This window comes from Nitrospirota bacterium, from assembly GCA_016180645.1.
In the GTDB taxonomy this organism is placed as follows: Bacteria; JACPQY01; JACPQY01; order JACPQY01; family JACPQY01; genus JACPAV01.
This window is the reverse complement of sequence record JACPAV010000019.1, coordinates 103,952-122,590: the sequence shown is the minus strand read 5'-3', so window position 1 is coordinate 122,590 and position 18,639 is coordinate 103,952. Positions and strand designations below refer to the sequence as shown.

The following is an 18,639-nucleotide window of genomic DNA, read 5'->3' as shown; positions in this document are numbered from 1 at the left end:
AGGTATCCCGTGTCCAGGATGCCACGGGACCATGCAATGTCGCCGCGCCCAGGATGGCGCGGCATGGACCATGGTCCAGTCTGGGTTCCCGTCTTCGCGGGAACGGCGAGAAGGTCGTATGCCGCTGGGAACCATGATATGAGTGCTACTACCAATTGGAGGACACATGGCTGAAGAGATGAAAGCGAGAACCATTCCCGCGCTTTTCCGCGAGCGGGTGAACAAGTCGGGTCCCAGGCCCGCCCAGCATTCGAAGAAGGACGGGAAGTGGGACACGCGTACATGGCAGGAGATCCGCCAAATTGTGGACGACCTGGCGTTGGGTTTGATCGGCCTGGGCGCGCAACCGAAAGACGCCGTGGCCATTTTCAGCGCGAGCCGCGCGGAGTGGGTATGGGCGGACGTGGCCATCATGAGCGCGGGCGGGATCAGTATCCCGATCTACCCTTCGAGCACGCCGGAGCAGGCCGCTTACATCTTCAACGATTCGGAATCCGTTGCCGTGATTGCGGAAAATGCCGCGCAGGTCGAGAAAATCCAGGCCCTGCGGGACCAGCTCAAGACGTTGAAGCACATCATCGTGATGGAAGAGAAGGACAAGAAGGGAAAAGGCGTGCTTTCTCTCCGCGAGGTGTGCGAGGCCGGGCGGAAGGGCGACTTGAGGGAGATGGAGAAGCGGATTTCCGCGATCAAGCCGGACGATCTGGCGACCATCGTCTACACGTCGGGGACGACCGGCGTGCCGAAGGGCGTCATGCAGAGCCACGACAATCACCTCAGCATGGCGCGGATGCTCGGGACCATCGGTGACTTCAGGGAGGGGGATTCCAATCTCCTCTTTCTGCCTCTGGCCCATTCCTTTGCGCGTTCGGAAGAGTACGCCGGGATCCATCTTGGCTATGAGACGTGGTATGCGGAAAACATCGACAAGGTCGGCGAGAATCTGATGGAGTCGCACCCGACCATCTTTGCGAGCGTGCCCCGGGTGTACGAGAAAGTGTACGGGAAAGTTCTTGCGGGCGCGGCGGCCTCTCCGGCGAAAAAGAAGATTTTCGACTGGGCCGTGGCCGTGGGCACGGAGGTGAGCCGGAGGATTCAGAAGAAGGAGCCGATTCCTTTGAGTCTGGGGCTCCAGAAGAAACTGGCACACAAGCTGGTGTTTTCGAAGCTGCATGAGAAACTGGGAGGGAGAATCCGGTTTTGCATTTCGGGTGGTGCTCCGCTTTCGCGTGAAATCGCGGAGTTCTTCCACGCCGCGGGGATTCTGGTGATCGAAGGCTACGGGCTGACGGAGACGTGTCCCGCGGTGACGATCAACCGCGTGGAAGATTTCAAGTTCGGCACCGTGGGGAAGCCGATTCCCGGGGTGGAAATCCGGATCGCGGAGGACGGGGAGATCCTGGGTCGGGGACCGAACATTGCGAAGGGCTATTACAAACTGGCGGAGGAGACGAAACAGGCGTTTCTCGACGACGGTTGGTTCGCCACCGGGGACATCGGGGAGTTCGATGCGGATGGATTCCTTCGAATCACCGATCGGAAGAAGGATCTCATCAAGACCGCGGGTGGAAAATACGTCGCACCGCAGTACGTGGAAAATCTGCTGAAGGCGAAGGATCCGATCATCAGTCAGGCGATGGTTCATGGCGACCGACGTCCATTCTGCACGGCGCTGATTACCTTGAATCCGGATGAAGTCAAGGTATTTGCGAAGTCGAACGGGTTGGGCGAATCGGTACAAATGGGGGACGCCGTCAAGAACGACAAGCTCGTCGCCCGGGTTCAGGAGGCGGTGAACGGGGTGAACTCCAAGCTGGGAAGCTGGGAGCAGGTGAAGAAGTTCAAGCTGGTTCAGGAGGACTTCACGCAGGAGAACAACATGCTGACGCCGACGCTGAAGGTCCGTCGGAAGGAAGTGACGAAGAAGTACCAGTCGGTGTTGGACTCGATGTACACATGAATAAACGGTGACAGTATACTATTATTAGGCCAAATAGAGGATACTGTCACCTATTATACCCAGAGGGCTGAGGAGGGGGGTCAGGGTTCAGGGGTCAGGGAAGAGCAGTCGGCTTCCACGCGTTTCCGGTAGGCAGCGCGCAACGCATCCGCAACGGGATGGCGGGCGTAGGCGCGAGCGCGGCGACGCCGCCGCAGTTTGCAAATCGGCATGACTTCCAGCGTGGTACTGGTGAGGAAGGCTTCATCGGCCTTCATGAGTTGAGAGACGGTGCACACGGATTCGTGCGCGGGGATTTGGAGTTGCCGCGCCAGGCCGAGAACCGTGGATCGAGTGATTCCGGGCAGGATGCCGTCAAGCCGCGGGGTGAAGAGTCGTCCGCGGCGAACGAAGAAGATGTTCGACATGCTCCCCTCGAGAACTCGGTTCCCGGAGATGAAAACGGCTTCGAACGCCTTTTCGCGAGCGGCGCGGAGGCGGGCGAGTAGATTGGCCTGGAAGTTGGTCGATTTGGGTTTCGGCCCGGCGAAAACGAACGGCGCCTCCAGCAGGGTCACGACGACACCGCGCGTGTAGTGGGTGGGGTCATAGCGCGGAACGGGGCGAAGGGATACAAGAACCGTAGGCGAATCGAAACGGGGGTATGGCGGAAATTCCCGCTGGACGCCGCGCGTTATTTGGGCCCGGAGAACCGCGTCCGGGCTGTGGTTCATGACGATGAGTTTCGTGAACACTCGTTGGAGCAGATCGAACTTGGAGAAGGGAATGTCCACGAAGCGAAGGTTCTCCCGGAGGCGCCCGAGATGTTGCTCCAATTTGAAGATCCGGCCGCGGTAGGCGCGCAGGGTGTCGTACACTCCGTCGCCATACAGGAATCCGGAGTCGAACGGAGAGACGCGGGCTTCAGGCTGGGCGAGATAGCGGCCGTTGACCCAGCAGATGGATGTTTTCTTCATCGGGGGCGGCGGGAGATCCGCCGAAAAGGGCTCGGAGGAGGACCTCGGTCTTCGCCGAACATTCCTCATACTCGGCGCGGGGGTCCGAATCGATGACGATGCCGCCGCCGGTTCCGTAAACGGCATCTTCCCCGCGGAGGGTGAGGGTGCGGATGCCCATGGAGAGGTCGTAGTCCTGCGGCCCGCCGATCAGTCCGATCGCGCCGGTGTAGATGCCGCGCGGCGTTTCCTCCAGTTCGTCGATGATTTCGGTGGCGCGAATTTTGGGGGCGCCGGTGACGGAGGCCGCGGGGAAGACGGCTCGAAGGATGTCGGCCATGCGCGTGTCCGTTCGGAGTTGCCCTTCGATCGTCGAAACCATGTGATGCACGGTGGGGTAGGAGATCACTTCGAAGGGGCGGGTAACGGCCACCGTTCCCGGCCGGCAGACGCGTCCCAGGTCATTCCGGACGACGTCGACGATCATGACGTGCTCCGCGCGATCCTTTCGACTGTTTCGAAGTTCCTCGATGAGGGCGTCGTCAAGTTGTTTATGGCCCGCGGAGGCGCGGGTTCCCTTCATGGGCTTGCTCTCGATTTTCTCACCTCGGACGGCCACAAAATCCTCGAGGGTGGCGGAAAGGATCGTCAGCGAGTCATCGCGGATCCACGTGGCGCGGAGGGCGTCGGATTCGGCGAGGAGTCGCGCGAAGAGTGGCCCCGCGGCGCCCCGATACTTGAACGTGAAGCGCTCCGTATGGTTCACCTCGTAGGAATCGCCCTCGCGGAGGTAGTGCTGTATGCGGCGGATTTTTTCGCTGTAGGCAGGGAAGGCGGTGAAACGGACGTCGGTCGGTGAGGAGGGAATGGCCGAGCGGGGATTTTCGGTTGCGAGGAGGAGAGCGGCGATCTCATCGCGTTTGGATTCGGACGGGATGCGGAGATACATGACCTGTTTTTCGGTATCGAGAAAGAGGCCTTCGGTGAAATGGAGAAAGGTTATCTCGGGGTAAAGGGGCGCGTAGCCGCGGCGACGGCTGAAATCCGCGAGGAAGTTCTTGGTGTCGTAGCTGATGTATCCGACCGAAAGTTGGGGTCCCGAGTCCTGCACCGAGTGGGAGTTGACCCAGGCTTCGAGGCGGTCGAATGGGTGGGTGGTGTCTGCGGTGGAGGTGTGTGTGAATCGGTCCGCTGCTTGGAAGCCGATGAAGACCGTTCCCGATCGACGAATGAACGCAATGGGCTTCGCGGGAAGGAGTCGGAGGAAGAGGACGTCAAGAGGTCCCTTCCAACGGAGCGCCAGATTGTCGGGTGTGCTCATCGCCGTTCAAGGGGACCACGGACGAGCCATGAAATCAAGGGGCAAGGAGTGGGCCGGGTGCAGAGCGGATCGGGAATTCTGGATGGGCGACCGCGGAAGGTCGCCTAGGTGGCCGGCGCGATCTACGCACGCACCCCGCCTCCCTTCGCCTCCCGTCGTGGTCGGCCTTCAGGGCGGGGTACCGCACCGTCCATGGCTGGAGGCGCGGATCGGAATTGAACCGATGTATAGCAGTTTTGCAGACTGCCGCCTTACCACTTGGCTACCGCGCCAGGTTTCGGGAATCCTATCACAAAAAAAGTCGGCGTACCGAGAGTTGGAATTTCAGGGTGAGGGACTTGGGGCGGAGTCTGATGAGGGGGGTGGAGGGTCGTTCGTGCTGGTCTGGGCCGGCTCCCCGAATCGGTAGGTCAGGGAGAGGAGGGAGAATAGTCCGGGGCCGCCCGATTGGGACGTTTCGCCGCCGATGAAGGCGGGGCCGTTGGTGAGAAGGGCTGACCGAACGGAGGCGTCGAGGTCGAAGGCCTTGTGGTGCCCGGAAAGGCCCACGGCCCAATTGAAGCGGGTCTCCGTTTCGCTCAGCGTCCGACGAGGCGATTCGGGTTGAGTCCCCGGTAGTCGTGAACGAGTCCACTCGAAGCCGTTGACCACCGCTCCCCGTACGGAAATGTGCTTGGAGATCCGGGCCTCGGCCGCACCGTGGACCGCCGGAAAGATGTATGTGGTGACGCGCCGGCTGGGTCCGGGATTCGGCGCCACGGCCAGTTGGTCGAATCCCGCTTCACCCAGGAGTGTAAGCGTGACGTTTTCGACGGGCTGCCAACGCGGTCCGGTCTGGACGGAGAATTGGTATTGATCGGCCTCGGTGCTTGTCTCATTGATGGGGCTAACCGAGTCATAGTCCCTCCTGTCCAGCGAGGTGTAGAAGACCCAGTCGGTTGCAGCCGGATTTCGATTGGTTTGCCAACGGAACGCGCCGCCCACCGAAGGAGGACCGGCCTGATTGAGCGCGGTGCCCTCTGACTTTCCGAGGGGAATGACATTGACATCCGGGGGGATTTCCTGCGCGAGTCTGTTCTCGATCCTGAACAGCGAGAGCGTGGCGTTCAGAGAGACTTCCATGCGGTCGGAGTCCGTGATTCGCGTGTAGCCCGGCATGATTGCGAAGAGTGTGGAGCGGGCCTTTTGGGATCGGGTAACGGTGATCGGAAGGCCGGTATCGTCGGTCAGGGTGGCGGCCGCCGCGCCGCGGTCATCGGATTTGTGGCTCATCGAGAGACCAAGGCCCATCCACCGGCCCGGCCCCCGAAGCGGCTTGGCGAGCATCAGGTCGAGAACTTTGTCCGGCGACGGAGGGAGGTCCGATTGTGTGGTCGTCCGAATCGAGGGCGTCTGGGTGGATTCCGAGAGGGACAGTTGGGTCTGGGTAAGATCGTCGGTCGAACCCAGGGAGGTACGCCCCACGTTGTGGCGATTGACAAACAGTCCCGCGCCCCGGTGCCGATGGAAGAGGACACCCCCCGCGCCGTTGAACGAATTCACCCCCAAGTCCGCGTAGACGGCGTTGTCGAACAGGAAAATGGATGCCGGGAAGATGAAGAGGTCGGTGTCATCCGCCATCCCGCGGTTTTGAAGAAGGGATTGGGAGCGGGCAGGGGTGGCCGTGGCCGATTCGGGCGAAGCGTGCGCCACGGCAAGGCCAAGGATGGTCGCCAGGACAATCCGTGTGTGGTCATCAAGACGCATGGGAATCTCCTTTCTACTCGGGAGGGGCCAAGAGGATCCACGAATGGCTCGGGGAAATTTTCAGGCGTTCTCCGCTGTTCTGACAGGGGAAATCCAGCCGAATCTCCTGGCTCCTGGATTTCATCCCGGCTGCAACCTCAACTATCAGCACGGTCGGCTTAACGATCAAGACCGTGCGACCCAACGGAGTCACCTGGATTTCGACGGGAGGGCTGGCGCCGTCCTGATCCGCGGAGGTGGAGTATTGGGAATAACCTCCCCATGCGGAGATGCGATAGCGGGATTCGCTACAGGCAACCAGTCGAAGGGGCGCTACGAAGGTTCCATCGGGCAACGGAAGCGCCGGGATCGTGCCCGGGTCGGTGGACCATCTCGGGCCACCCAGGTTGATCGGTTCGATCCAGATGCTCTGAGGTGCATATCCGCTCAGGGGTCGGAGTCTCAGGAGGATCTCCTCCCCGGATTGCACACTTGCGGGTGCGGCGTCCAACCATTCGAGGCGCACGGGGGCGACCACGAGGTATTCACTTTGCGAGTCATGTCGGCCCGATTCATCGGCGGTGACCGTCACCGTGCTCGCGTAGCTTCCGGGCATGAGAAGTTTGGTGGTCCACAGTTCCATGCGGTTCCGCCCCGAATCCCCTTCACGGATGTTGCCGGCAGACGGAGCAATCTCAAGCCAGCGTTCGCTTGAGGATGCTCTCCAGGCCATCGGGAGGCCGCAGATAGACGACACGTAGAGTTGGCCTATCCGCTGGCGTGATACGGTGGGAGTCGTTCGAAATAGGTTGCTGGAGTCGAAATCGAGTGCCGGTGTGGGCGCCGTCGGACGGAGGAGGTTGATGGTGATTGAGGTTTGGGAGAGGCGCCACGTTCCTCCTTCGAACCACTCGAAGAAAACATACACCGGACCCGATGAACATGAGGTGAACGTAATGGTTGCCTTGGCTTTCGTTTGGTCGGCAGGGTCGATCGATGTGTCCGAACTATGGGAAACGTATCCGGATCCGTCTGGATCGGAGGAGACACGAAACGAACTGTACAGGAGATCTCCTTCCGCGGACCGCGGGCGGGTGTATTCGACGGCGTACTCGACTCCGGGCTCGACTTCGGTGGGAGGAGGAACGACCCACGACGGTTCCTCGGTTTTCCCCGAGCCATCCTTGCGGACGGAGTCGGAGGAAACGGAATCCGTTCCCGTCGCTGTATCCATGTTGGGTGGTTCTTCCGCTGAGGGCGAGCGGACTCGTGCATGGAGGCGAACGGAGACCGGATTGGAATCCGACGATGGTTCCGTGATGGTGATTGAACCGAAGTAGTCCCCCGGCGAGAGATGGGTGGCGTCGACTTGCACGGGCAAGGTCGAGTCCGCCAGCAGGAGGTCGAGCGACGCGGGTTCCGACCGGGAGAGGAGGATCGGGCCGACGGGCGCCGGAGTTCGGAAAGCATCGCATCCGGCAACTGCCCATGCCGTGAAGACCGCGAGAGCCCTTTCGATGCTCCCCCTCCGTAGGTACATGGGAGCGGATTGTAGGGTGGAATCCAGTCACAATCAACGCAGTTCTGAATTATAATGCCCGCGATCATGCTCGATGCTCGGTTCATTTTCGAAAACCTGGAGGCCGTGAAGGCGCGGATGGCGCGTCGGGGGGGGGAGTGCGATTGGGGGAGGTTTCAGGAGCTTTATCAGAAACGGCGCGAACTGGTGCCGAAGGCCGATGCGATGCGCAACCGGCGGAAGACCATGTCGGAGCAAATTGGGAAAGCGCGCGGGAAGGGCGAGGGAATCGAGGAAAAGAAGGCCGAAGTGCGGAAGCTGGGGGAGGAGATCGCGGCGATCGAGAAGGAGGTGGTGCTGGCTGAGGCCGCGCTTCGCGATTGGCTGCTGCTGATTCCCAATCTTCCCAGTGACGGCGTGCCCGATGGGAAGACGGCTCAGGACAACCGGCTGGTGCGTGAATCGGGAGCAAAACCCTCGTTCAACTTCAAGCCGCGCGCGCATTGGGACATCGGCGAAACGCTGGGCATTCTTGATTTCGAGCGCGCCGCGAAACTTTCCGGCAGCCGGTTCGTGGTCTACCGAGGCGCCGCGGCCCGGATGGAACGTGCGTTGATCAATTTCATGCTCGATACTCAAACGAGGGAAAACGGCTACGAGGAAATTCTGCCGCCCTCGCTCGTGGGACGCGAGATCATGGTCGGCACCGGACAACTCCCGAAATTCGCGGAGGACATGTTCAAGGTGGAGGGGTGGGATCACTACCTGGTCCCCACGGCGGAGGTGCCTCTGACGAATCTCCACCGCGACGAGATTCTGGAGGAGGAGCGACTCCCGCTGAAGTATGCGGCGTACACGCCCTGCTTCCGAAAAGAGGCCGGCTCTCATGGGAAAGACGTGAAGGGGATCATCCGCCAGCACCAGTTCAACAAGATCGAGATCGTCAAATTTGCGACACCCGAGCAGTCGTATTCGGAGCTTGAGAGTCTGACGACCGATGCGGAAAGCATACTTCAGAAACTGGGGTTGCCCTATCGAGTCATGGAACTGTGCGCGGGCGATCTGGGGTTTTCAGCGGCAAGGACCTATGATTTGGAGGTGTGGCTGCCCGGCGAGGGGGGATATAAGGAAATTTCGTCGTGCAGCAATTGCGAGGCGTTCCAGGCGAGGCGGGCGAACATCCGATACCGCCGCTCCAAGGACAAGAAACTGGATTTTGTGCATACGCTGAACGGCTCCGGCCTGGCCGTGGGGCGAACTCTTGTGGCCGTGTTGGAAAACCATCAGCAATCGGACGGAACGGTCGTCGTGCCGGAGGCGCTCCGTCCGTACATGGGAGGCATGAATCACATCTCATGATGGGATGATGCGAATGGGCCGGGTTGGCCGGGCGACCCTGATCCGCGCAATTCCAATGAGGTCGGACTCCCCTCCTGCGTGCGGATCCCGCTCCCCGCGCGGCGGGTAGCGGGGGGTGGATTTGAACCACCGACCTCGAGGTTATGAGCCTCGCGAGCTACCGAGCTGCTCCACCCCGCGATCAGGTTCCTTCACCATAGCCTATCAGCGGTTGTTGTCAAGGTAGCCCAATTTTGCTACCACCGTTGAATGGATTCCCGTAGGTTTGTTCAGTCGCTTTCCGAAGAAAATGAGAAATCCCTCGCCCAATTGAAATCGCCTCTGCCGATTCCCCTCCAAGACCCTGCGTTCCAAATCGTTCCGATGCTCAGAATGGCGCTCAAAAACGAAATCGAGGCTGCGGAGATTGCGGCGCTCTGGATGTCGACCACCCCGGAAATCGACGCGAAGATGGGCTTCGGCCGGCAGGTGGGCGATGAGAGCCGGCATTATCGATTGATCGAGAAACGCCTAATCGAGCTTGGAGATGCGCTCGATGGGTTCAATCCCTTGGAGAAGGGCTACAGCCCGCTGTTCACGTTTCTCGCGGGACTCAAGACGACGGTGGAACGTGTCGCCGCCGGGCAGTTCACGCGCGAAGCCATCGCGATCATCAAGAACGGACAGTTCATCGAACTCTGCCGGAGTCAGGGGGATGCGGAGACCGCGAAGCTGTACGAAGAGATCATTCAGCCTGACGAAACTTACCATCAGCAGTTGGGCCGTTCGATGCTGGAGCGATACGCTGAGGCTGAGGAAGCTCAGAGTGCGGCCCGGGCGGCAGCCGAGCGGACGCTTGCCCTGGCGGAGGAGCTTCAGGAGGTGGTGAGGAGAAAGAGCGGTATTCATCACGCGCCGGGATGCTAGGCTGGGCGTGAGGCGGGAGGAAAAGTGAAGATTTACACGCGGAAAGGGGATGAAGGCGAAACGTCGCTCATGGGCGGGAAGCGGGTGAAGAAATACTCGCTGCGCGTGGAAGCTTACGGGGAGGTGGACGAATTGAATTCTGTACTCGGCTGGATGCTGACGCAGCTCGCCGACGCTGAGTTGAGGGCGGATCTTAGCGATGTGCAGAACGACCTCTTCGCGATCCAGGCACAGCTCGCCGACCCCGCGTACGGGAAGCATCGAGTGAAAGAGAAGACGGCGATCCCGCCGGACCGGATCGGACGGTTTGAAGGATCGATTGATCGCTGCATGGCGGAAGTTGGACCTCTCAAGAGCTTCGTGCTGCCGGGGGGTACGCCGGAATCGGCCGCACTGCACGTGGCCAGAACGGTGTGCCGACGCGCGGAGCGACGCGTGGTGGAGTTGTCCCGCAAAGAACCTGTGCCGGCTCTGGCCATCCGGTATCTGAATCGGCTCTCGGATCTCCTCTTCGCCATGGCGCTCGCCGCCCAGAAGCGAGGGGGAACCGAGCCGAAGAAGTGGTAGATACGCGCCAGCGCGCGGCGCCCGTCGGGCAGGCAGGCCCCGGCGAGGTAGCGGGGTTCATGACCCGCGAGCGCTTTATCTGGGGCCTGCGCTACGGTGAAGTGACGGCCGTAGGCATTGGGGTTCTGTATCCCCTGATGCGGCTCTTGGGATTCTTCAGCATCCGAACCGGCCTCGCGTTTCTTGTTTTGGGCGCCGTTCTGCTCCCCGCGAATCTGGTCGGTAGACGCCTCTATCGGAGGTCCACCCATGTCGGCGGGATCGTTCTACTTGGCATTGTGCTGAACGTGTTCCTCCTTATCGTGGCGATTCACTGGACGAGTGGGGTGCAGAGCCCGTTCCTGCCGCTTTTCGCCATCCTGGCCGTGGGATCGAGCGTTCACGTGGACTTCAAGACAAGTGTGTTGATGAGCGTTCTGGCGGGCTTGCTCCTGCTGGCCATGGGACTTCTGGAATATGAGGGTGCGCTCCCGCACGTGCCGCTTTTCTCCCACCGGGAGGATCCGGGCCTTTACCTCCAGTTGCCTTACGTAGTGTTTATCCCTGTGTCCCTCCTGGCGTTCATGCTGCTCGTCTCCTACGGGAGCGGCTCCCTGGCGGGGAAAATCCGGGAAAGAGAAATAGAACTGCGGATGCAGGAGAAGGAGCGCTGGGCGGCACTGGGGCATTTCTCCGCGGTTGTGGCTCATGAGATCAAGAACCCGCTCGGCGCTATTCGGGGAGCGGCGGGTCTCTTGGGGCGCGATGACCTGTCCGCTCCGGATCGGACCCGCATGAGCGATACCATCCGAGGCGAGGTGGACCGATTGGATCGCCTGGTCGTCGACTACCTTCGCTTCGCGAGGCCGCGGGAGCCGAATCTGAGAGAGGTTGACTTGGGGGAGATCGTCCGCCGTGTCGAGAATCAGGTGCGGATGGAGTTCGCTCCCAGTGGCGTGAAGCTTGATTGTGAAACCGGCGGCCGTCCCCACCGCGTGAGAGCCGATGCCGATCAATTATTCGAGGCGCTGCTGAATCTCGTCCAGAACGCGAGGCAAGCCGTCGCCGTGGGCGGCCGGGTGTGGATCAAGGTAATGCCCGTCGGGCCATCCGCTGTTGCGCTGGAGGTGAATGACAATGGTCCGGGCGTGTCGATTGAACTTCGCCGAAAGATCCTCGAGCCGTTCTTCACGACGAAAGCCAAGGGATCGGGGTTGGGCCTCTCGGTGGTGAAGCAGATTGTGGACGTTCACGGAGGAACATTGGACGTGGGGGAGAGGGAGGGCGGCGGGGCCGCGTTCAAGATCGTACTACCGGAGGAGGCATGAGCCGGGGGACGGTGCTCGTGGTTGAGGATGAAACCGGGCTGAGGGACGTGCTTTGCGTGCTGCTGCGGAGCCGGAAGTATGAGGCGATTCCTACGGGTTCTGTTTCCGAGGCGCTCGGCAAGTTGGAGGCAGCCGATGTGATCCTGACCGATTTGAAACTGGGAGATGGGGATGGATTGGGGGTGCTCAAGGCGGTGCGAGAGAAGGGTGGGGGCGTGCCGGTGATCGTGCTGACGGCGTTCGGTACGGTGGAGTCGGCCGTTGAGGCCGTTCGTGAGGGGGCGTATGACTACTGAGCGTGTTTCCCGTTCATCTCCCGCCATTGCGCGAGCGGAAAGGCGACGTCGGCCTTCTGGCGGATTTGTTCCTGAAGCACCATGCCGGAGTGGTGGGAAGAAAGATTCGCGGCCTGACGGATGGTGCGCGGCGCCGATTGGAGGCCTACTCCTGGCCGGGGAATGTTCGCGAACTGGAGAACGTCATCGAGCGCGCGGTGATCCTCTGTTCCGGCGAGTACCTCACGGAGGCGGAACTGCGACTTGGGGACGCATCCGGTGAAAAGGCGGGTGGAGCGATGGACGTCGGCGATTGGATTTCACGGGGCGTGCCGATTGACACGGTCGAAAAGCAGATGATCGAGCGCGCCTTGGAAATGAGCGGCGGCAATCAGAGCGAGGCCGCGAAGCTCCTCGGCCTCACGCGGTCCAAGTTGAGATCCAGGCTCGCGAAGTTCAACCTGGGGTGATGCCATCGGCCCAGCTTGGTGGCATCCAGCCAGTCGCAGGCAGAGTGGCTCAGGTCCCGAGGCTAAACCTCGATAGCCGCTATCGAGGTTTAGCCTCAATGAGACGGTCGCAGACCGAATGCTCACGCCCCGTTGGGCACGAGGGAGAATCAGTAAACTCGAGGACGATCATGCTTGACATGTGCATCCAGGCGCGATACGTGTGCGGAAGTGATCGGAGGGTGCGGTAAGGACCCCAAAATGAGGATGTGGCGTATGCGTTCCAGAGGGGGTGTGCGGTGAAAAGACTCGTTGCGATACTTTGTGTTTCTCATGCGCGGGGGGGGGGGGGGAATCCGGCTCAAGATCCAGTTGAGTCTCGTGGCATCGTTTCGGAAAGCTCCCTGTCGACTCGCGGAGCGGCCGGGCGAGATCACGAAGGTGACCGTCACAAGGGCGACGGGAAGCTGAAGATCCTTTCCGTGCAGGCCGAACCCAATCCGTTTTCTCCCAACCGGGATGGCGTGAAAGATGAAGCCGGCATCCTGGCCCTCGTGCAGGTTTCCCAAGAAGCGATCCAAGTCGACAAGCGAGGGGGAGACGACGATGACGACGATCCCGGCGAGAGCGGCGGAAAGACCTCCACGCGTTTTGTGGTTGTGGGAGTCGCGCAGATCGGAGATCCGTTCGGTTTGCCCGTCCGGTTGATCGATGATTCAAGCGAGGTCCAAGCCAGGGTCCATCGCGGACGCCGGAACGATCGGGGACAGCTTTCCGTTTCCCTCGCCATGCTTTGGAACGGACTCAATGAATCCGGTCAGGCCGTGCCGGATGCGGTCTATTCGTATAAACCTTTCGCCGCGCTTTCCCGTGAGAAGCAGGGAGGGGTCGCCCTCTCACCCGTCCAAAGAACCGCACTTGATCATCTTCGCGATGCCTTGATTGTGTCCCCCGGAACCCCCCATTCGAAGCTGAAGATCAAAGTGAGAGGCGGTCCCAGGCCCGAGGTTCGGATTGGAGGGGCTGCACACCTGTCCGCCGAGCAGCAGTCCTTGGTGGAGACTCTCAAGCGCACTCTGGCCGGTTCTTCGAAGGACCTTCGCGTGGAGGTCAAGCTCATTGATGTGGTATCGACGGAGCCAGGGAGCGTCACCCTGGACGTGACCCCACCGCGGATGGTTGCCGCTCCGGCGCCGGGTTCGATCCAGACGGACAGCGCGCTATCCGTAGAGCTTGATTTCGAGGAGCCCGTGTCCGGCGTCGATCCGGAAACTCTATCGGTCGATCTCAACGGCGAGGATATTTCCGATCGCTTCGTGGCCACGCGAGGTGGGGCCACGTCGTCGCTCGTTCCTCTGACCTCCGGCCGAAACGTTCTTCAAGCCTCGGTGCAGGATCTCGGGGGCAACCTCGTCGAGACGGAATCGGTGTTCGACGGGCCGCCGGGCCTTCCACCTCCGCCCGCCCAGTGCACGGGCCTGCCGGACCTTCAAATCCTTCGATTCGACCAGCGCCCGCTCAATCCCCGGCCCGGCCAGCGCGTGGAGGTTTTTGCCCAGATCCGGAACAAGGGGTTCGCACCGGCTTGTGATTTCCGTGTGAAGTTTGAAGTGGCCGCCGAGGGCTTCTTCAAGGATTACGTCGAACTGGGGACCAAGATGTACACCGGCTGCCTCGCGCCCGGGCAATCGGCCCTCGTATCCCGCCAAAGCATCCCGACGCTCCCCACTCTGATTCACTATCGCGTCACCGTGGATTCCCTCGATCAAGTGGCGGAGTGCGATGAGACGAACAATGTGAAGGCCGACTGCTTCAGCATGCTCACGCGCATCTTCGTCCCCACCCCTCGCAAGAGAATTCATCCCATCCCCGTCAGGAATCGCAGGCCGGGAACGCGAACCGTCGTGAGGGTCGGCACTCGCACCACTCCGCAGTTCGGGGCGGAAGCGGAACCGGGCGATCTGATTTTCGAGCCAGGTGGACCTTCCGAGGGAGGCGTGGTCATCGGAATCCAGCCGGGATCCGGGTTTGTTCCTCCGTTCCCTGGCAGGCCCGTGCCCCCCGTGATCGGAACGACCCCCATTGAAATCCGGACAGCAGCGCCCCGGCAGCCCTTGGAGCGAATCGTCGTCCAGCCCGTGCCGATTGAGATCGTTCCGAGTCCCCCTCCCGACGTTTTCACCTACTCGCCGCCCATTCCCCCGGAACTGCTGCCACCCATCGAAGAGATCGTTACCATCATCCAGCGTGGGGGCAATCCCAGGCCCCGGATCGAGGCCCTGAATCCGTATCTTCCCCAGCCTCCGTTCCAACCGGTTCCACCGGGCGGGGGAGGCGGCGTAGTGACCGCTCCGGCGGGCTCCCCGCCACCGTCGCCTCCACCGCCGTTTGTCCATCCGCGGACAGTGATCGGTGACATCGAGAGCCAGCCCTTGCCGCTCCCGGCCGACTATCAGCGCATCATTACCGACCGGCTCCCCGTTCTTGTCCGCGAGATAGGCAAGCGGTACCACGGTCAAGTCCCTCCACCGATCGATCGGATCGTGGAGGACATCATCAACTGCATCAATCTTGTGAACGACGCGATTCTCGCCAATTCGGAGGGCGATCTGGCGGCGGGGTTGGCTTTCCTGGACGAATCGGTGTCGCTCCTGCGCGGATTGGTCGATTTCATCGGGGAGTCTCTCAGCGCGGGCCTTATTGATCAGGAAACATCCGACCGTTGGACAAACACCATCCAAGGGATAGTCCAACTTGTTTTGGATCTCGAGGAGATGAAGAAAGAGCAGGATCAGGCCGGCATGGATTTTCTGGAGGAGGGGGTGGACGAGTTGATCACCCTCGTGGACGGAGCGCCCGATGCCGCGTTCGCGCCCGGCGGGCGGACGGGTCTTCGGGGGAAGATCACGGTTCTTCGCAGGAGAATCGAGGCCGGTAATCTTCCCGGCTTTCAACGGGAAATTATTCGGGACCTGCTGCCCGCCTTGGATAGACTCGTGACCGATCCGGGGCTGCGGAATCAGTTGGAGGCCCAATTGAACGGCTTGCTGGCCGATTCGGGCGAGGGCGGTCTCGTCTCGATCGAAGTTCAGCTTGTCGATCCCTTGTCCAGCGTTGTCCTGCGTCCGGGAGAGGACATCCGATTTGCGGCGTTCTGCAATTTTGCGTTTGGCGACTCGACGGATTGCACGAGCCGCGTGCAGTGGCAATCGGAGAACACCACCGTTGCCGCTTCCCTCGGCGGTGGGGTGTTTCATGCATCGAGCTTTGGAACGGTTTCCATCCATGCTTCTTTGAGTGACGTCATCAGCAACTCCTTTGAATTCTACGTGGTCGCCTCGACCCCGTTTATCACTGGCGTTCACATTTCGGGCGCCGACCCGGCCGTCACTCTGACGGTAGGGGGGTCTCTCAGCCTGGAAGCGGGGTGCAGCCTCTCCGATGCGAGTTCAGCCGACTGCACGGGTCGGGTCGACTGGGTGACGACCGATCCCGCCGTGGCCCAAGTGGCGGTTGCAAACGGGACGGCCACGCTTCAAGCCCTCACCCCTGGGGTGGCGTTGGTTTCCGGTTCCGTAGAGGGTGCCACGAGCGATTTCGTGCAAGTGACGGTCACAAGCTCGCCGATCTCCGGGGTCGCCGGATTCACGTTTCCGGGATTTCTCGATTTCGATGTCGCTACTGGCGGATATGTATCTTCCTTGACACCGCTATCCTTGTCTGGCGTCCCCTATGTCCTCGGGCCTCCCATAGTACCGGGACCGGCAACAGTGTTCCTCATTCCATCACTAGGCGGTGAGCCCGGATTTGTGTTCGCCGACAATACCCCCGTCCCAGGTGTGGATGGCGTGACGAATTTCAGCGCAGCACTCCTCTCGATCCCTTTCGGAGATACCATTGCAAATGGCACCCTTTATGTGCCCCTCGATCTCAACGGATTTCAGCGCTTCGTGTACTTCAATCTGCCCGCCGGAACCGTCGTCGATGCCTTCATCGAGAACATCCTCTCGGCCGACGAACGCGGTTTTGGCTTTGACTACTTCTGGAACTTGGGTAGCGCCAACGTCATCATCGCCCCGCCGCCGCCTCCGCCGCCCACGATTGTGGCCGTGCAGATTTTCGCGCCGCCGACCGGGTTCAGCCTCCAAGTGGGCCAGCAGATCCAGCTCGGAGTCGCCTGCACCAACAGCCTCGGCCAGACCTTCCCATGCGCGGATCAGGTCACGTTTTCCTCTACCAACCCCTCTGTCGCCACGGTCCAGCAGGGTACGGCTGTCCTCACCGCGTTGTCACCGGGAACCACGTTCGTCACCGCATCGGCCGATTCGGTGACCAGCTTGCCTGTTCCAGTCAGCGTGGTCAGCCCGGACACGGCCCCTCCGGAGACAACCATCTCAGCATGCCCGCCTTTCCTCACAAACCAGACGAGTGCAAGCTTTGCCTTTTCTTCCACGGAGATTGGCTCCTCATTTCGATGCGCACTGGATTCCGGAGGATTTGTTGCCTGTTTTTCCCCACAGAACTTTTTCGGTCTCTCCGATGGCTCGCACGTGTTCCGAGTCCGTGCGGTTGACAGCGCAGGCAACATCGACCCGACGCCAGCTACGTGCACGTGGACGGTCGATACCGTTCCCCCGGAGACAAGCATCGCGGCATGTCCTGCAAGTGTGACGAACCAGACGAGCGCCACTTTTGACTTTGCTTCCACGGAACCCGATTCCGGTTTCGGATGCGAATGGGATGGGCTCGGGTATTCGGGGTGTACGACCCCACAGACATTTTCTTCTTTGTCGGACGGAAGTCATGCCTTTAGGGTTCAAGCGGTTGATGCGGCTGGCAATGTAGATACGACGCCCGCGACGTGTACGTGGACGGTCGATACCGTTCCCCCGGAGACGAGCATTCTTGATTGTCCAACAAGCTCGACGGACCAACCCTCACAGAGTTTCAACTTTCTGTCGACGGAACTGGGGTCGAGCTTCGAGTGTGAACTGGACGGCTCGGGGTTCTATCTGTGTTTTTCCCCTCAAACGTTCATCTCCCTTTCAATCGGAACCCACTTGTTCAGCGTGCGAGCCATGGACCCTGGGGGCAATACCGACCACACGCCTGCCACTTGTGCTTGGTCGGTCAATGGATGCACGGGAAGAACGAGGCTCACGTTTGATCCCGCGTCAGATGGTTCAGCATCCATTTCAAATGACGGGGCCAAGATAGCATTCGTGTCAACACGGCAGGGATCACAGGACATTTTTCTCATGGATTTCGACGGATCAAACCAGGTTGCCTTGGCAGCTACACCATTGTCTGAGTTTGCTCCCGCTATCTCTGGAGATGGGAGACGAGTGGCCTTTCTTGGACAGGTGGGAACTGAGGTCCATGTGTTTGCAATCGATTCAAACGGGGCCAACCTCGTACAGATTACGCCGAATGGAAGCGGCTCGCACTGGGATCCACCATCTATCGCGGGAGACGGGTCTAGGATCGTTTACTCTTCCTCGCGGATGGGGATGTGGCAGGTGTTCCTCTTCCGAGAGGGTGCCGGCGAGACTCAACTGACTTCACAGTTGGCTGATGCGCGCAGACCGGTCATTTCCGATGACGGAAGGTTTGTTGCCTTTGATTCGGGAGGGGACGTGTATGTCGTTTCGTCCAGTGGAGGTAGCCCGACTCAACTCACGGACAGAGGAGGGTTGGGTTTCCCTGAGGTGGATCTGGTGTCTGACATCTCGGGTGACGGTTTGCTGATTGCCTTCACACGGAACGGTGCGAATGTTGGGGGCGGATACGTTGTCAAAGCTGATGGCACAGGACTGACTCACATTTCCGGAAATGATACTGGTTTCCACATAAGATTGAGTCTTGACGGGAGCAACGCGATCTTCGCCTGCGGGGCCGGCGACCGCTTGTGTGTCGCGCGTACGGATGGCAGCTTGCTCTTGGTGTCAACAGAATTCCATGACGCGGATCCTGACATCTCCGGCGATGCCCTCGGCGTCGTGTTTACCCACTGGGATGACCCCCCTGCCGGCCCTTCGGACAGTGATATTTACCGCCTGACATGCCTGTTCAAGTAACGTCTTGCGCGGTCTTGGGGGGCGTTGGACATAAGAAATCGCCCTGTGTGTGCAAATGAGTGGAGTGGCTTGCTGGCATGAAGATTGATGGGAGCGCGATCCCCATACGCGCCTAGTCGTTCGGGTCGCAAATCCATCGACAGAGTGAACTGCGTGTCTCACTTCCGCTCGCAGAGAATATTGCTGCCTCTGGTTGTATTCTGCTTGGCCCTTTCGTTTCGTGTTTGGGCCTCGATTGC

12 protein-coding genes and 2 tRNA genes are annotated in these 18,639 nt (G+C 60.6%); 8 read left to right on the top strand and 6 right to left on the bottom strand.

What is annotated here, in order from left to right; all coding sequences use genetic code 11:
- Window positions 1–166 precede the first annotated feature (166 nt).
- On the top strand, window positions 167–1,960 hold the full coding sequence (locus HYT87_12370) for a long-chain fatty acid--CoA ligase (GenBank protein ID MBI2060555.1): 1,794 nt from the start codon (window positions 167–169) through the stop codon (window positions 1,958–1,960).
- Between the two features lie 80 nt (window positions 1,961–2,040).
- Here the strand turns inward: HYT87_12370 and HYT87_12365 are convergent, their stop codons facing one another.
- The 5 genes from HYT87_12365 to HYT87_12345 all read right to left on the bottom strand — a co-directional run bounded on the left by HYT87_12365 (window position 2,041) and on the right by HYT87_12345 (window position 7,481).
- Window positions 2,041–2,916, bottom strand: coding sequence for an aminotransferase class IV (locus HYT87_12365; GenBank protein MBI2060554.1), 876 nt, complete (start codon window positions 2,914–2,916; stop codon window positions 2,041–2,043).
- Entirely contained in the window at window positions 2,864–4,216 is a 1,353-nt protein-coding gene (gene pabB / locus HYT87_12360; GenBank protein MBI2060553.1) for an aminodeoxychorismate synthase component I, read from the bottom strand. The genes HYT87_12365 and pabB overlap by 53 nt, the downstream gene beginning before the upstream one ends.
- A gap of 197 nt (window positions 4,217–4,413) precedes the next feature.
- Window positions 4,414–4,488, bottom strand: a tRNA-Cys gene (locus HYT87_12355).
- Between the two features lie 52 nt (window positions 4,489–4,540).
- A complete protein-coding gene (locus HYT87_12350) occupies window positions 4,541–5,962 on the bottom strand; it encodes a hypothetical protein (GenBank protein ID MBI2060552.1) in 1,422 nt (473 codons plus the stop codon).
- 13 nt (window positions 5,963–5,975) lie between these two features.
- Window positions 5,976–7,481, bottom strand: coding sequence for a hypothetical protein (locus tag HYT87_12345; GenBank protein ID MBI2060551.1), 1,506 nt, complete (start codon window positions 7,479–7,481; stop codon window positions 5,976–5,978).
- A gap of 66 nt (window positions 7,482–7,547) precedes the next feature.
- On the opposite strand from HYT87_12345, the gene serS reads away from it, so the two are divergent.
- Entirely contained in the window at window positions 7,548–8,819 is a 1,272-nt protein-coding gene (gene serS, locus HYT87_12340; GenBank protein ID MBI2060550.1) for a serine--tRNA ligase, read from the top strand.
- 106 nt (window positions 8,820–8,925) lie between these two features.
- Here the strand turns inward: serS and HYT87_12335 are convergent.
- Window positions 8,926–8,999, bottom strand: a tRNA-Met gene (locus HYT87_12335).
- 69 nt (window positions 9,000–9,068) lie between these two features.
- Between HYT87_12335 and HYT87_12330 the strand changes: the two genes are divergently transcribed.
- The 6 genes from HYT87_12330 (at window position 9,069) to HYT87_12305 (ending at window position 18,400) form a co-directional block, all read left to right on the top strand.
- Window positions 9,069–9,725, top strand: coding sequence for a ferritin-like domain-containing protein (locus tag HYT87_12330; GenBank protein ID MBI2060549.1), 657 nt, complete (start codon window positions 9,069–9,071; stop codon window positions 9,723–9,725).
- A 24-nt stretch (window positions 9,726–9,749) separates the two neighbouring features.
- Window positions 9,750–10,292 carry a cob(I)yrinic acid a,c-diamide adenosyltransferase gene (locus tag HYT87_12325; GenBank protein ID MBI2060548.1) on the top strand — a complete coding sequence of 181 codons (543 nt, stop codon included), beginning with the start codon at window positions 9,750–9,752 and terminating at the stop codon, window positions 10,290–10,292.
- On the top strand, window positions 10,286–11,599 hold the full coding sequence (locus tag HYT87_12320; GenBank protein ID MBI2060547.1) for a hypothetical protein: 1,314 nt from the start codon (window positions 10,286–10,288) through the stop codon (window positions 11,597–11,599). The genes HYT87_12325 and HYT87_12320 overlap by 7 nt, the downstream gene beginning before the upstream one ends.
- The gene (locus tag HYT87_12315) at window positions 11,596–11,895 is read left to right on the top strand and encodes a response regulator (GenBank protein MBI2060546.1); all 300 of its coding nucleotides are present in this window, start codon (window positions 11,596–11,598) and stop codon (window positions 11,893–11,895) included. Before HYT87_12320 ends, HYT87_12315 begins: the two co-directional genes overlap by 4 nt.
- A 2-nt stretch (window positions 11,896–11,897) precedes the next feature.
- The gene (locus HYT87_12310) at window positions 11,898–12,344 is read left to right on the top strand and encodes a hypothetical protein (protein ID MBI2060545.1); all 447 of its coding nucleotides are present in this window, start codon (window positions 11,898–11,900) and stop codon (window positions 12,342–12,344) included.
- A 461-nt stretch (window positions 12,345–12,805) separates the two neighbouring features.
- Entirely contained in the window at window positions 12,806–18,400 is a 5,595-nt protein-coding gene (locus tag HYT87_12305) for a PD40 domain-containing protein (GenBank protein ID MBI2060544.1), read from the top strand.
- The last annotated feature ends 239 nt before the right edge of the window (window positions 18,401–18,639 follow it).